The organism is Pseudomonas sp. Z4-20 (assembly GCF_051131955.1).
Classification (GTDB): Bacteria; Pseudomonadota; Gammaproteobacteria; order Pseudomonadales; family Pseudomonadaceae; genus Aquipseudomonas; species Aquipseudomonas marvdashtae.
On sequence record NZ_CP071641.1, the window covers coordinates 2,172,220 to 2,185,164 of the forward strand.

Annotated in this window: 13 protein-coding genes and 1 pseudogene; 8 read left to right on the forward strand and 6 right to left on the reverse strand. The window is 61.5% G+C overall.

All coding sequences use genetic code 11. From position 1 onward, the window contains the following. Positions 1–49: 49 nt before the first annotated feature. Positions 50–1,060, reverse strand: coding sequence for a LacI family DNA-binding transcriptional regulator (locus J3P82_RS10120; protein ID WP_434562723.1), 1,011 nt, complete (start codon positions 1,058–1,060; stop codon positions 50–52). Between the two features lie 175 nt (positions 1,061–1,235). On the opposite strand from J3P82_RS10120, the gene J3P82_RS10125 reads away from it, so the two are divergent. From J3P82_RS10125 to J3P82_RS10135, 3 genes are all read left to right on the forward strand, one after another. Then, positions 1,236–2,411 carry a Gfo/Idh/MocA family protein gene (locus tag J3P82_RS10125; RefSeq protein WP_434562725.1) on the forward strand — a complete coding sequence of 392 codons (1,176 nt, stop codon included), beginning with the start codon at positions 1,236–1,238 and terminating at the stop codon, positions 2,409–2,411. 59 nt (positions 2,412–2,470) lie between these two features. After that, a complete protein-coding gene (locus J3P82_RS10130) occupies positions 2,471–3,499 on the forward strand; it encodes a sugar phosphate isomerase/epimerase family protein (RefSeq protein ID WP_434563774.1) in 1,029 nt (342 codons plus the stop codon). Positions 3,500–3,701: 202 nt separating this feature from the next. Next, positions 3,702–4,934: a nucleoside permease gene (locus J3P82_RS10135; protein WP_434562727.1), complete on the forward strand. Its 1,233-nt coding sequence runs from the start codon at positions 3,702–3,704 to the stop codon at positions 4,932–4,934. A gap of 18 nt (positions 4,935–4,952) precedes the next feature. Here J3P82_RS10135 and J3P82_RS10140 read toward each other — a convergent pair whose 3' ends face one another. Further along, positions 4,953–5,609, reverse strand: coding sequence for a polysaccharide lyase family 7 protein (locus J3P82_RS10140; RefSeq protein WP_434562729.1), 657 nt, complete (start codon positions 5,607–5,609; stop codon positions 4,953–4,955). A gap of 248 nt (positions 5,610–5,857) precedes the next feature. Here J3P82_RS10140 and J3P82_RS10145 point away from each other — a divergent pair, with 248 nt between their 5' ends. Beyond that, the gene (locus tag J3P82_RS10145; protein WP_434562731.1) at positions 5,858–6,193 is read left to right on the forward strand and encodes a hypothetical protein; all 336 of its coding nucleotides are present in this window, start codon (positions 5,858–5,860) and stop codon (positions 6,191–6,193) included. Between the two features lie 73 nt (positions 6,194–6,266). Here J3P82_RS10145 and J3P82_RS10150 read toward each other — a convergent pair whose 3' ends face one another. The 4 genes and pseudogenes from J3P82_RS10150 to J3P82_RS10165 form a co-directional block, all read right to left on the reverse strand. Continuing rightward, a complete protein-coding gene (locus J3P82_RS10150; protein WP_434562733.1) occupies positions 6,267–8,030 on the reverse strand; it encodes an L-lactate permease in 1,764 nt (587 codons plus the stop codon). Positions 8,031–8,260: 230 nt separating this feature from the next. Then, positions 8,261–8,422, reverse strand: a pseudogene (locus J3P82_RS10155) (DUF6124 family protein); the annotation flags it as partial. Between the two features lie 172 nt (positions 8,423–8,594). Next, on the reverse strand, positions 8,595–8,975 hold the full coding sequence (locus J3P82_RS10160; RefSeq protein ID WP_434562735.1) for a RidA family protein: 381 nt from the start codon (positions 8,973–8,975) through the stop codon (positions 8,595–8,597). Positions 8,976–9,090: 115 nt separating this feature from the next. Then, the gene (locus J3P82_RS10165; RefSeq protein ID WP_434562737.1) at positions 9,091–9,774 is read right to left on the reverse strand and encodes an SOS response-associated peptidase family protein; all 684 of its coding nucleotides are present in this window, start codon (positions 9,772–9,774) and stop codon (positions 9,091–9,093) included. A 292-nt stretch (positions 9,775–10,066) separates the two neighbouring features. Here J3P82_RS10165 and J3P82_RS10170 point away from each other — a divergent pair, with 292 nt between their 5' ends. The 4 genes from J3P82_RS10170 (at position 10,067) to J3P82_RS10185 (ending at position 12,626) form a co-directional block, all read left to right on the forward strand. Further along, positions 10,067–11,242, forward strand: a complete 1,176-nt coding sequence (locus J3P82_RS10170; protein ID WP_434562739.1) for a hypothetical protein — start codon at positions 10,067–10,069, stop codon at positions 11,240–11,242. After that, entirely contained in the window at positions 11,239–11,964 is a 726-nt protein-coding gene (locus J3P82_RS10175) for a ferritin-like domain-containing protein (RefSeq protein WP_434562741.1), read from the forward strand. Before J3P82_RS10170 ends, J3P82_RS10175 begins: the two co-directional genes overlap by 4 nt. A 71-nt stretch (positions 11,965–12,035) precedes the next feature. Further along, positions 12,036–12,302 carry a hypothetical protein gene (locus J3P82_RS10180; protein WP_434562743.1) on the forward strand — a complete coding sequence of 89 codons (267 nt, stop codon included), beginning with the start codon at positions 12,036–12,038 and terminating at the stop codon, positions 12,300–12,302. Positions 12,303–12,425: 123 nt separating this feature from the next. Further along, positions 12,426–12,626 carry a nucleoid-structuring protein H-NS gene (locus J3P82_RS10185; protein WP_434563987.1) on the forward strand — a complete coding sequence of 67 codons (201 nt, stop codon included), beginning with the start codon at positions 12,426–12,428 and terminating at the stop codon, positions 12,624–12,626. Positions 12,627–12,945: the final 319 nt, after the last annotated feature.

Here is a 12,945-nt window from a genome sequence, read left to right on the forward strand (position 1 = left end):
TGTAGTCGAAACGGGCCTGATGGCGAGTCGACAAGTCCGATGTGCCTGATCAGGCCATGCCGGAGCCTGGCGCTGCGCTGCTGCCGCGCACGGTCAGCTCGAACGGCAACAGCACGTGCCGCTGTGGGATGGGCGTTTGCTCGATCAGGGCGATGAGCATCTCTACGGCTTTGTGACCAAAGGTTTCAGCCGGCTGGGAAATGGTGGTCAGCGGCGGATCGCAATACGCGGCGAACGGGATGTCATCGAAGCCCACCAGGGAAATGTCCTCGGGCACCCGCAGGCCCATTTGCTTGATGCGCTTGAGCGCGCCGATGGCCATCTCATCGTTTTCGCAGAACAGCGCGCTGGGGCGCTCGGCCAATGCGAGCATGGTTCCGGCACCGTCGTATCCGGCCTTGAGGGTGAAGTCGCCGTGGCAGATCAGCTCAGGGTCGATGGCGATGCCGGCGTTGCGCAGGGCATCTTGGTAACCGGCCACGCGGTCGAGGGTCAACGGGCTGCTGCGGGGGCCTTTGATAATGCCGATGCGGCGGTGGCCGAGCCCGATCAAGTGATCGGTCATGGCCTGGGCGGCGCTGCGGTTGTCGAGGCTGATGGTCGGGTAGGGCGCGTCCTTGACCACTTCGCAGGCATTGACCAATGGCAACGCGTCGGTGCCGGGAGGGAGTGATATGAACGGGTCGCATGCCCGCAGTTGGATCACCCCGTCAGCCTGGTGGGCGTAGACCAGCGCGGCGAATTCCTGCTCGATGGCTTCCCGGCCCTGAGTGTCGCACAGCAGCAATCGATAGCCGGCCGCTTGCGCCGCCTGTTGGGCGCCGCTGATGACCCGGGCGAAAAAGGTATTGGCGATTGCCGGGACCAAGATCACCAGGTTGCCGGTGCGCCGGGAGCGAAATTGCACCGCCATCAGGTTCGGCCGATAACCGGCCTGCGCCACCGCCGCGTTGACCTTGTCCCGGGTCTCGGGCAGCACACGCTCGGGGGATTTCAGTGTCCTGGACACCGTGGCCACCGAAACACCGGCCAGCCGGGCCACCTCACGGATATTTGACAAGATCACCTCGATTCGGCGCCTGCAGAGGCAGGCATGGCCGCGAGCTTACCGCAGGTTCGACGCCTGACAAACGCTCTCGGTGTCGCTTGGGGTTTGACACGCGGCAAAACCAAGCCTAGATTTCTCGCCATGATGTAACCGGTTACATCTACAGTCCGGACAGAAGAGAGTCACGATGAATCCTGTAGCACCGAAAATAAGAATGGGCTTCGTCGGCGGCGGAGCGGGGGCGTTCATTGGCCAGGCCCATCGCCAGGCTGCGGGCCTGGACGGCGGTTTTGAACTGGTGTGCGGCGCGTTCAGCCGCGACCCCGACAATAACCGTGAGACCGGCGGAGCCCTCGGGCTGACCGCGTCCCGGTGTTATCACGACTGGCAGCACATGCTTGACGCCGAAGCCGTGCTGCCGCTGGATCAGCGCATGGAACTGCTGGTGATCGTCACGCCCAATCACCTGCACGCGCCCATTGCCCGCCAAGCGTTGAGAGCCGGTTTCCACGTGTTCAGCGAAAAACCCGCAGCGCTGAACCTCAAGCAATTGTTGGCGCTCAAGGAGGACTTGCAAGGCAGCCGCTGCCTCTACGGTCTTGCCCACACCTACTTGGGTTATCCCATGGTCTGGCAGGCGCGAGAGATGGTGCGCTCGGGCGTGATCGGCCAAGTGCGCAAAGTGTTTGTCGAGTATCCCCAGGGCTGGCTCAGCCAGGATCTCGCCGCCCGAGGCAACAAACAGGCGCAGTGGCGCGACGATCCCGGACAATCCGGGCTGGGCGGTTGCATCGGCGACATTGGCACCCATGCGTTTTCCCTGGCGGAGTTCGTCGCGGATCAGCGCGTCCAACAGCTTTGCGCCACGTTGGGCACGCATCTCCCGGGTCGGCAATTGGACGATGACGCCGCCATGTTGCTCAAGATGGAGGGCGGCGCCAGCGGCGTGTTGATCGCCAGCCAAGTCTGCGCCGGTGAAGAAAACCCGTTGAAGATCCGCGTGTATGGCGACAAAGGCGCCTTGGAATGGCGCCAGGAAGAGCCGGCGAGCCTGATCCATCGCGCCTTCGATCAGCCCTTGCGCATCCTGCGTAGCGGCATCGGCCAACCTTGGCTGTGCGAGGCGGCGAGCCGGCGCATGCGTTTGCCCGCCGGGCACCCCGAGGGCTACCTGGAAGCCATGGCCAACCTTTATGGCGATTTCGCCCGGGCCATTCGTGGTCGAGTCGAAGGCCCTGACGTGCCTGGTGTTTGCGGCATCGAAACCGGCTTGCGTGGCATGGCGTTTATCGAAGCCGCCATCCTCAACCACCATGGCGATGCCAAGTGGACCGCGGTGAAAACTGGAGGATCGCTGTTGTGAACAGGCCTGACGAAACACCCGGCGGCCTGCGCGGCCCGGCTATTTTCCTGGCGCAGTTCATGGCCGATGAAGCGCCGTTCGACACCTTGGCCAACATCGCCCAATGGGCCGCCTCCCAAGGCTACAAAGCCATTCAACTACCGACCCTGGGCAGCCGCTACATCGACTTGGCCCGAGCTGCCGAGAGCCAGGAGTATTGTGACGAACTCAAGGCCACCTGCGCCCAGGCCGGCGTGCAGATCAGTGAGCTCTCGACGCACTTGCAAGGGCAACTGGTGGCGGTGCACCCGGCGTTCGACGCGCTGTTCGACGACTTCGCCCCGGCCCACCTGCGCGGCCAACCCCAGGCGCGCACCGAGTGGGCCATCGAGCAGCTGAAACTGGCCGCCCGCGCCAGCCAGCGCCTGGGCCTCACGGCGCACGCGACGTTTTCCGGAGCATTATTGTGGCCCTATATGTACCCGTGGCCGCAGCGACCGGCGGGCCTGGTCGAACAAGGGTTTGCCGAACTGGCCCGGCGCTGGCTGCCGATCCTCGACTGCTTCGACGCGGCCGGCGTGGACCTGTGCTACGAAATCCACCCCGGTGAAGACTTGCATGACGGCGCCTCGTTCGAGCGTTTCCTCGAGGCCGTCAATCACCATCCGCGAGCAGCGATCCTCTACGACCCCAGCCACCTGTTGCTGCAACAGATGGATTATCTGGGCTTCATCGACCGCTACCACGAACGCATCCGCATGTTCCACGTCAAGGACGCCGAGTTCCGCCCCGACGCCCGCTCCGGGGTCTACGGTGGTTATCAGGGCTGGGTGGATCGTCCTGGCCGGTTCCGCTCACTGGGCGATGGCCAGATCGATTTCAAATCGATCTTCAGCAAGTTGACCCAGTACGACTTCAACGGCTGGGCGGTCCTGGAATGGGAGTGCTGCCTGAAGGATTCGCAACAGGGCGCGGCCCAAGGCGCGGCGTTCATCCAGCGGCACATGATCAGCAAGACCCGCAAGGCGTTCGATGATTTTGCCGGTGTCTCGGCGGATGAAGATTCCAATCGGCGGTTGTTGGGGTTGCCCCCAATGCCAATGACATAACCCCCGTGGCGAGGGAGCTTGCTCCCGCTGGGCTGCGAAGCGGACCCAAACAGGCTGGCGCGGTTTTCCAGAAACACCGCGCCAGCAGGTTTTACAACTGCTGCGCAGCCGAGCGGGAGCAAGCTCCCTCGCCACAAAAGCAGGCCACATAAGCAGAACAAGGCTTTGTTTCAACAAGAACAACAATAAAACGGTGACGGTCATGACCACGATGAATGCACGCCTGAGCGTGATGATGTTCCTGCAGTTCTTTATCTGGGGCGGCTGGTTCGTCACCCTGGGGACTTTCCTGTCCAACACCCTGGGCGCCAGCGGCGGGCAGATCGGCATGGCTTTCGCCACCCAATCCTGGGGCGCGATCATTGCGCCGTTCGTGATCGGCCTGATCGCCGACCGCTACTTCAATGCCGAGCGCATCCTGGCGGTGCTGCACCTGATCGGCGCGGTATTGCTGTATCAGCTCTATTCGGCGGCGGATTTCAGCGCGTTCTACCCCTTTGTGCTGGCGTACATGGTGGTCTACATGCCGACGCTGGCCCTGGTCAATTCGGTGGCGTTCCGGCAGATGCGCGACCCGGCGCTGGAGTTCTCGCGCATTCGGGTCTGGGGCACGCTCGGTTGGATCGTCGCCGGCGTAGTGATCAGTTTCGTATTCGCCTGGGATTCACGCGAAGCGATTGTCGCGGGCGGCCTGCGCAATACCTTCCTGATGGCCGCCATCGCTTCGCTGGTCCTCGGGCTCTACAGCTTCACGCTGCCCGGCACGGCGCCGCTCAAGGAACAAGCGAGCGCCGGCGGCGTCAAGCAATCGCTGGGGCTCGATGCATTGGGGCTGCTCAAGGACCGCAGCTACCTGGTGTTCTTCATCGCGTCGATCCTGATTTGCATTCCCTTGGCGTTCTACTACCAGAATGCCAACCCGTTCCTCGCCGAAACCGGCATGACCAACCCGACGGCGAAGATGGCCATCGGGCAGGTGTCCGAGGTGTTATTCATGTTGCTGCTGCCGCTGTTCATCCAGCGCTTCGGCATCAAGTTGGCGCTGTTGGTGGGCATGTTGGCCTGGGCGCTGCGCTACGTGCTGTTTGCCTATGGCAACAATGGCGACCTGGCCTTCATGCTGTTCACCGGCATCGCGCTGCACGGCATCTGCTACGACTTCTTTTTTGTCACGGGACAGATCTACACCGACGCCAAGGCGCCAAAACACCTGCGCAGCTCAGCCCAGGGGTTGATTACCCTGGCGACCTATGGCGTAGGAATGTTGATCGGTTTCTGGGTGGCGGGGCAGGTGACCGATCACTTTGTAATAGAGGGCGGCCACGATTGGAACAGCATCTGGCTGTTCCCGGCCGGTTTTGCGCTGGTGGTGCTCGTGTGTTTCCTGCTGACCTTTAGCGGTCGGCAGGCAGTGGTTGCGCCGTCCAAGGCTTGAGCGTGGGAAGAACGCCAGTCACTTGTGGCTGGCGCTCAGTTTGGTGTAGGTCACTTTCCCGCCTTCACTGGTACTGCCCTTGTTATCCAAGGTGTAGACGCCGGCCTTGAAGTAGAAATCGTAGCCTTGCCAGGACTTGTCCAGCTTCACCTGTTTGCCGCTCTTGCCGATCAGCATCGTGAGCTGGCCTTGCTTGTCCATTTGCAGGGTGTACGAGAAGGATTTGTGCAACGGCACCTTGGGCACGGTGAAGATCACAGGACTTTTCTTGTCCTTGGGCTTGACCCGGTATTCCACATCAATGTTGCCGATGCCTTTTTCGTAGCGGTAAACCAGTTTCAATAACGGCGTCGGGGCATTCTTGGCGTGAATCTGCGCCACCACCACACGGCCCTCCGAAGGCACCTGATTTACCGACAACTCCCCCTTGAGGGTGTTGGTGCCGCTGTTGTAGCGCCAATTGCGGTGTTTTCCGTCTTTGCTGGTTTCCCGCAGTTCGGACCGCGGGTAGTCGCTGTTACCGGTATGGGAACCGGTGACAGGCGCCCAGAAGATGATCCTCTGGCCGTTATTGTCGAAATACTTGTTTTTCAAGGTGGGCATGGCTTTGGTCGCCACGACCTGCGCCGGCGTTTGCACCGGCAGGGTAACGCTCCAGACAGTCACGTCAATCATGATGAAACCCTCCAACGGGACCGGCCGTATCTGGCGGTCGTCAAGACAATAAATTGCCTTCCGTGGCACAGTTTTCATGCTATCGACGGGAGTCTGCTTCGCTGGAGGCCCAACTGACGGATGGCTCTGCGGTGAGCCTTTCAGGCCCGTAACTTGGGGCGATGACGTTGTGTCTTTTTATTGCTGATCGGTTTAGAGTACGCGCCGCCCGAGAGACGGATCCCGGGCGTTTTCCCATGGAGCATCAAATGAATCAATTCAGCAAAGTTGTTGCCTGCGCATTGTTCGGCCTGGCCCTGGCGGGCTGCACCGGCACCCCGATGAAAACCAAGCAGTACGACAGCAGCCAATACACCGTGGTCGGCCACAGTGAAGCCAAGGCCACCGGCCTGCTGCTGTTTGGCGTGATCCCGATCCGCCAGAACAACCGCTTCGTGCGCGCCCAGGATGCGGCGATCAAGGCCAAGGGCGGCGACGCCATGATCAACACTCAGGTCCAGGAAAACTGGTTCTGGGCCTGGGTCCTGACCGGCTACACCACCTCGGTGTCGGGTGACGTGGTCAAGCTGAAGAACGTTCAGTAAGCCTGACCTGGTAAGTACGCTTACCCGTGGCGAGGGAGCAAGCTCCCTCGCCATAAAAAGCTTGTTCAAGCCGTTACTTTCCTCCCACCACCATATGACTGAACGGCTCGACATACGCCTGCAACGTCACCAGCCCGCCCACCAGAATCGCCAGCACCACCGAGTGGAAAAACACGTAGCGCAGGATTTCCCCTTCGTGGCCGTACCAGCGCGTTGCGGTAGAGGCGACCACGATCGACTGGGCGTCGACCATCTTGCCCATGACCCCGCCGGAACTGTTCGCAGCGGCCATCAACACCGGGCTGATGCCCAACTGCTCCGCCGTCACCCTTTGCAAACCGCCGAACAGCACGTTGGACGCCGTGTCCGAACCGGTCAGCGCCACGCCGAGCCAGCCCAGCAGGGTGCCAAACATCGGGTAGAAAATCCCCGTCGCGGCGAAGGCCAGGCCCATGGTGGCGTCCAGGCCCGAATAGCGCGTGAGGAACCCCAACGCCAGCATCGCCACGATGGTGATCAACGAATAACGCACCACCCACAGCGTTCGCAGGTAGTGGCGCGCCAGTTGCGGGATGGAATAGCCCATCAGCAAACCGCCGAGAATCGCCGCCAGGAAGATGCCACTGCCGGTGGCGGTGAACCAGTTGAATTTGTAGACCGCTTCCTCGGTTTTAGGCTGGGGCACCACGGGCGGGACCTTTTCGATCTGCTGGTGGATGGTGCCGAACGTCACTAGCGGCGAGAAGATCGGATTCGCCTCGCGCATCGGCTTGCCCTGGGGATCGAGCCGGGCCGATTGGGTCTGGGGATCGATGGCCGGGCGCGTATCGAACAGGTTCTTGAAGCCTTGGGTGCCCCAGGCAAATACGAACACCGTAAGAATGATCCATGGCATCCACGCGCGCAGCACGGCGGGACGGGCGTCGCTGCCGAATGCGCCGGTGGCGACCGGTTGCTGTTGCTCGCTCGCGTCGATCCTGGAGTCATCATGCCGACCGGTCAACGCCGCCGAGGTGTGGATCGTGGCCGGTTTCCAGACCTTGAGAAACCCGGTCAGGCACGCCATGGAAATCAACGCGGCGATCACATCCACCAACATCGGCCCGTGGTAGTTCGACACCAGGAATTGCGGGATGGCGAAGCTGACGCCGGCCACCAGGATTGCCGGCCAGACCTCCAGCATCTTGCGCCAGCCAGCAAACGCCCAGATCAGCCAGAACGGCACAATGACCGAGAAGAAGGGCAATTGCCGGCCGACCATCATCGACAGCTCCATCTCATCCAGCCCGGTCACCTTGGCCAGCGTGATAATTGGCGTGCCCAGGGCGCCGAACGCCACCGGCGCGGTGTTGGCGATCAACGCCAGGCCGGACGCGGCGAGGGGCGAAAAACCCAGCCCGATCAGGATCGCCCCGGTCACCGCCACCGGCGTGCCGAAGCCCGCCGCGCCCTCGAAGAACGCGCCGAAACAAAAGGCGATCAGCAGCAATTGCAGACGCCGGTCGTCGGTGATGCGCGCCAGGGAATCCTGCAAGACCTTGAACGAGCCGTTCTCGGTGGTCAGCCGGTGCAGGAAGATGATGTTGAGCACGATCCAACCGATGGGTAGCAGCCCGTTGGCCGCGCCATACAACGCCGCCGAACCGGCCATGTCCGCGGGCATGCCGAAAGCGAAGATCGCAATGAGTAACGCCGAAGCCAGGGCATACAACGCCGCCAGGTGCGCCTTGATATGAAAGAACGCCAGGGACGCCAGCATCACCACCACCGGGACCGCCGCCAGGAGTGTCGACAGCACCGCATTACCGAAGGGATCGTAGACTTGTTGCCAGACCATGTTCCACCTCTGCTTTTTATTGTTGGAAGTGCAGGCCCCGGGGGGATTGGCAGAGAAGTATAGGCGGGGATTCGATGAGGGATTGCCAGGCAACCCCCCGTGGCGAGGGAGCTTGCTCCCGCTGGGTGGCGAAGCCGCCCCAAAAGTTTCTGCCTTGGCAAAAAACTTGGGCCTGCTGCGCAGTCCAGGGGGAGCAAGCTCCCTCGCCACAGGGGGCTGTGCAACGGCGGCTAGCGGGCTTCGACGTTATCCAGCGCGCGATTGGCGAGCATTGCGCTCAGTTCGATCAGCTGCTGGATGCCCAGGGCAATGTGTCGTCGCGAGCCGTCCAGGTCGAAGGCCAGGTCGGTGACCATGGCATTGGCCGAGGCGAGGGTTTCGCTGAGGTTGGCGGTAACGGCGCAAGAAGACGTAGCCTGATGCAGAAGGATCCTACAACTGAATAAACACAGCCCCATTGGGCTGGAGTTCGGATCAACAAAACACCGATGTTGAACCGGGAGCCAGCCTTAACAAAGCTCCCTCGCCACGAGAGTGGTTCGCAAGACCAGAAGTATTGTGCGCTCAGCCCTTCGCCGCCATCGCTGTCACTTCCACCTTCATGCCTTCCACCGCCAGCGCCGCCACGCCCACCGCGGCGCGCACTGGCCAAGGCTTGGCGAAGAAGCGTTTGTACACCTCGTTGAACGCCGCGCGATTGGCCATGTCGGTGAGGTAGATGGTCAAGTGCAACACGCGGTCCATGGAGCTGCCGGCGCGTTCGAGGGCGGTCTTGAGCGCTTGCAACGTGCACTCGCTCTGCAGGGTGATGTCGCCCAGCTCCAGGCTGCCGTCGGCGCGGGTCGGGATCTGGGTAGAAACCAGCAGGCCGCCGAAACCGGCGACGTCGGAGGAGATCGAGTCTGCGTCCGGGTCTGGGGTGAACGTGATGTCGTGGTTCGCCATGAAAGTCTCTAGCTCGAAAAAGAAAAGGGGCCAGTCGCTGCAAAAGCGACTGGCCTGCCAGTTTAGCGTCGATCCCCGCGCCGCTAGCGATTTCCTTCACTTCATCGGGCAACCGTCAGCGCCGGCCCTGAACCATCCGCTTGGCGGTCAGCACGTGTTCCAGTTGCGGTTCAGTGACCGCTACATGCGCGGCCATGTGCCGCGCCTGTTCCCAATCCAGGTCGGGGCGCAACCATTCGAGTGCATTCTCGCCCGTGAAGGCCAGCAGCCGCTGTTGTTGATTGGCAGTGTCGCCGTAGGTCACCAAGGCCAGTCCGTCACAGCCGTTCGGCCTTTCGCTGGCCTGGGCCAGGGCCGCGAGAAAAATTGGCGACGATTGTCTTGAGGTCGTATAGCTCAGGCGCTTGGCCTGGTGTTGCGCGGCCGTGTCCGACGCTTCGTACCAGCCGTCCACCGCCACCAGCACGCGACCGTCGTGCTTGATCCGGTCAAACACTTTGGAGCGCATCACCAGGTGCAGGGGCAGGTGGGTCAGCGGCGGCATCGTGCCCATCGACCAGACCGGCGACCACCCCCAGCGAACCTTGATGCACTCCAACCGCCCGCCACGGTTGCGGATGGCGCTGACCTGCATGTTCGGCTTGATCACGGTTTGTCGGTCATGAAGCGTGGGTTCCGCCGCGGCGTGAAGACAGTCAGCCGACAGGCTTGGGGGGTGGCTGGCGCCGAACGTATCCCGCTGGGCAAAAAACGCCAGGGAATCCTTGGAAGAAACTGGTTGAACGAAACATTCACACATCACGAAAACTCCAGGCAGACATAGGCAACACCCCGCCGTGACAGCCGCTGGTCCGAGCCATGATCGGTTGGCTGCGGCGGTGTTATGTACCTCCGAGCCGGGGCGTCAAAGCTTGGTTCGAAAATCCTGATCCTGACCGGATGAGCGGAAAATCAAACGGCATTTCATCCATTTATCCGACCGCTCATCGTCTCGGTGCAGAGCCGCGCATTTTCCAAGGGTCGTTCGTTTTGCTACCCGATGCCGCGTATCGGCGGCGTATCGCGTGGCCTCTGATGAAGGAGATCGACCCATGACCCATATCGATAATCTGCTGGATAACAAAGGGACTCCCCTCGATAAGCAGACCTTTACCTGGCGCGACCTGGCCGGCAAACCCATCAGCAAGCTGGACGACGATGCGTTCACGCGGGTGCGGGTGATCCTGATGAACGGCGTTGAATCCGACGCGCTTCGGCTCAAGCATTTTGGCGCGCGTTTTCACAAGGAACTGCAATCGCCCTTGGCTCAGGTCAGGCGTGCCGAGCAGCATCAAATGACCGCCATCAACTGGTTGCTGTCGGCGGACCATTCGCCTCTTGAAACCACCGTGGCGTATGAGCAGGTTGCGATCGAGGTGACTGCCGCCGTTGCCCAGAACGAACCGGATCCTTACCAGGCGCAAACCTATCGCTTTGGCCTGCTGGAGGATTTTGACCACCTCTACCGCTACGCCGCGATGCTCGATCGGCTGGAAGGCAAGGATGCCAACAACATCCTGCAAGGCTACACGGACATCGTGCCCGGCCGGCCGACCAGCGAGCATCACCGCGCCCCCGGCGACGACTTGCGCGACAACTACAAGAAAGAAAACGCCGCGCTGATCACCAAGATTCACGCCGCATTGATTACCGGGGCGGAATACCAGACTCACGATTACTACATGAACATCGGTCCGTTGTTCGCCGATCCGGTGGCGCGCGCGTTGTACGCCGAAATTGCCTCGGTGGAGGAGCAGCATGTTACCCAATACGGCTCGCTGCAGGACCCCAGCGAAAGCTTCATGGAGAAGTGGCTGGTGCATGAGGCGATGGAGGTCTACACCTACGCCAGCTGCGCCGAGCAGGAGGAAAATCCCCGGATCAAGGCAATGTGGGAACGCTTCGTCGACTACGAACTGGGCCATTTGAACCTTGCCTGCGAGCTGTTCAAGAAGTACGAACGACGCGACCCTGCTGAAGTGCTCGGCGGCCAGTTGCCCCGCATGATCGAGTTCAAGAGCCAGCGTGATTTCGTGCGCGAGACCCTGTCGCGCGAAGTGGATTTGCGTGCCCACGGCATCGACTACGTGCCCAAGGAGCGCGAAGGTCATGCCTCGCTCGACTATCGTGCCCAACTCAACAGCGAAGGCGTGCCCGCCAACGTCGCCTCCGCCGGCTACACCTTCAAGCCCGGCACTGAACTCAACCCAGTGGGAGAAGAACAATGAGCGAACGTCAAGTGACCATCGGCATGAATCGTACCGGCGCGCAGATGTCCCCCGAAGACACGGCTCGCCAACTGGAAGCCACCCGACTGTTCCCGGCGGACGTGCCCGGCGATATGAGCGACTACACCGCCGAACGCGAGCGCGCCATTCGCGAGGCCGACCTGATCGGCTCGGTGCCGGCCCCCGGCTCGGTCAAAGGCATGGTCAAGACCGCGCTGGACAAAACCATCGGCAAGGCGCCGGAAGTGTTGCTGGATAAACTGGGCGAGCGCCTGGCCTTCGAGCGCACCGGCGTGCGCTTGTATGAAGCGATGGTCGCCAAGGCGACGTCCGCGCCGGGAGCCGATCCGGCGTTGGTGGAGACGTTGCGGCAGATCCAGGCCGAGGAGCTCGAACACATGAACATCGTGCGCGAAGCCATCGAAACCCTCGGCGGCGACCCAACAGCCATGACGCCCTGCGCGGACGTGGCGGGCGTCAAGGCCATGGGTGTCCTGCAGGTATTGACCGACCCACGCACGACAGTGTCGCAATCGATGAGCGCGATCCTGACCATCGAACTGGAAGACAACGCTGCCTGGGAATTGCTGATCGAGCTGGCGAAGAAGGGCGGTCATCCGCTGATTGCCAAGCGCTTCGGCCACGCCTTGGCACAAGAAGAAACGCACCTGGCGACGGTGCGCAACTTCATCAAGCAAGACCTGCTCTCGCAAGTGAGCTGATCCTGCTTTACGCCTGGTTCCACCCTGCCACTGCGGGGTGGGCCTTGCTCACTTTTAAAGGACAACCGCCCGTGAGTGAAACTGATCTTGAGATGGAATTGAAAGCCTGGCGATTGTTGCTTGAGGACGATGCGTATCGCCTGGACTTTCCTGAGGATTATTACAACACGTTGATTCGGCGTGCTGATGAATTGGTGCTTCACGAATTTATCAGCCTGGAGGATTGGCAGTTGCTCAAGGACGCCGCGGACCAGGCTTATCGGCTGACGGTTGAGATGCTTTCGCGCAACCAGCGCGATTGTTTGAATGTGGGGGGGATGCGGTTGCCTCGGGGGTGAATTTCTTTGCCGATTTTCGCTGCTGGTTTTGGTGTGTATATCCGGTTTTTTGGTAGCGGCTGATTATGGTTTCGCTCTTACAGCGACTCACTTTTGTGAAGCGCAAAAGTAAGCAAAACGCTTTTGCCCCACCACTCGGTGCCTCGCCTGGGCTCGGCATGCCCTCACTCCGGCATTGCTCCGTGGGCCCGCCGCGAAGGGCCATCCATGGCCCAGCGCGGCTATCCCGGCATCCATGCCGGGATGCCCACTGCGCAATGCCTGCGTTCGGCCATCGTGGTTAATGGGGCGCCCCAGATCAAAATCAACAACGAGGCGGCCTGACAGCCGACCTGGTTCTTGCGGTCGTAGCCCAATCAAAATTGTGGGAGGTTGCTAGCGAAGGCAGTTTCACAGTTGATGAAGATGTTGTCTGTGCCTGCCTCATCGCGAGCAAGCTACCACAGGAGGAACGCGGCCCTACCAAAAATTAGGTCGGCTATCAGGCCGCCTCGTGGTGGACGTTGATTTCGGCGCCCCGTTAACCACGACGGCCGAACGGAGGCATTGCGCAGTGGGCATCCCGGCATGGATGCCGGGATAGCCGCGCTGGACCATGGATGGCCCTTCGCGGCGGGCCCACGGAGCAATGCCGGAGTGAGGG

What these genes read in the sequence shown, in the direction of transcription:
- J3P82_RS10125 (WP_434562725.1), top strand. Translation starts at nt 1,236, where the DNA reads ATGAATCCTGTAGCACCGAAAATAAGAATGGGCTTCGTCGGCGGCGGA.
- J3P82_RS10130 (WP_434563774.1), top strand. Translation starts at nt 2,471, where the DNA reads ATGGCCGATGAAGCGCCGTTCGACACCTTGGCCAACATCGCCCAATGG.
- J3P82_RS10135 (WP_434562727.1), top strand. Translation starts at nt 3,702, where the DNA reads ATGACCACGATGAATGCACGCCTGAGCGTGATGATGTTCCTGCAGTTC.
- J3P82_RS10140 (WP_434562729.1), bottom strand. Translation starts at nt 5,609, where the DNA reads ATGATTGACGTGACTGTCTGGAGCGTTACCCTGCCGGTGCAAACGCCG.
- J3P82_RS10145 (WP_434562731.1), top strand. Translation starts at nt 5,858, where the DNA reads ATGAATCAATTCAGCAAAGTTGTTGCCTGCGCATTGTTCGGCCTGGCC.
- J3P82_RS10150 (WP_434562733.1), bottom strand. Translation starts at nt 8,030, where the DNA reads ATGGTCTGGCAACAAGTCTACGATCCCTTCGGTAATGCGGTGCTGTCG.
- J3P82_RS10160 (WP_434562735.1), bottom strand. Translation starts at nt 8,975, where the DNA reads ATGGCGAACCACGACATCACGTTCACCCCAGACCCGGACGCAGACTCG.
- J3P82_RS10165 (WP_434562737.1), bottom strand. Translation starts at nt 9,774, where the DNA reads ATGTGTGAATGTTTCGTTCAACCAGTTTCTTCCAAGGATTCCCTGGCG.
- J3P82_RS10170 (WP_434562739.1), top strand. Translation starts at nt 10,067, where the DNA reads ATGACCCATATCGATAATCTGCTGGATAACAAAGGGACTCCCCTCGAT.
- J3P82_RS10175 (WP_434562741.1), top strand. Translation starts at nt 11,239, where the DNA reads ATGAGCGAACGTCAAGTGACCATCGGCATGAATCGTACCGGCGCGCAG.